The sequence below is a fragment of the Streptomyces flavotricini genome, from assembly GCF_020639365.1.
GTDB classification, from domain to species: Bacteria; Actinomycetota; Actinomycetes; order Streptomycetales; family Streptomycetaceae; genus Streptomyces; species Streptomyces flavotricini.
Genome location: NZ_JAINUL010000035.1, coordinates 1 through 239 on the forward strand (window position 1 = coordinate 1; position 239 = coordinate 239).

The 239-nt window shown below is 71.5% G+C and carries 1 pseudogene; it reads right to left on the bottom strand.

Annotated features, from left to right (window positions below):
* Window positions 1–239: pseudogene (locus K7B10_RS40530) on the bottom strand (IS982 family transposase); the annotation flags it as partial.

Here is a 239-nt window from a genome sequence, read left to right on the forward strand (position 1 = left end):
CGTTCATCGGCCTTGGGGTTGGCCAGGGCCCAGGCGATGGGCAGGCCGCCGGGTGTGCAGAGCAGGTGCAGGCGCAGGCCCCAGAAGAAGCGTGAATGGGAGGGGCAGTAGCCGTAGCCGGCCCAGCCCGCCAGCGCGGAGCGCTTGACGGTGGGGCGTGAGCGGGCGCATTCGACGGGTGTGGAGTCCACGATCCACACGTCGTCGTGCCACAGGTCGGTGTCCCGGGCGAGGGTGCG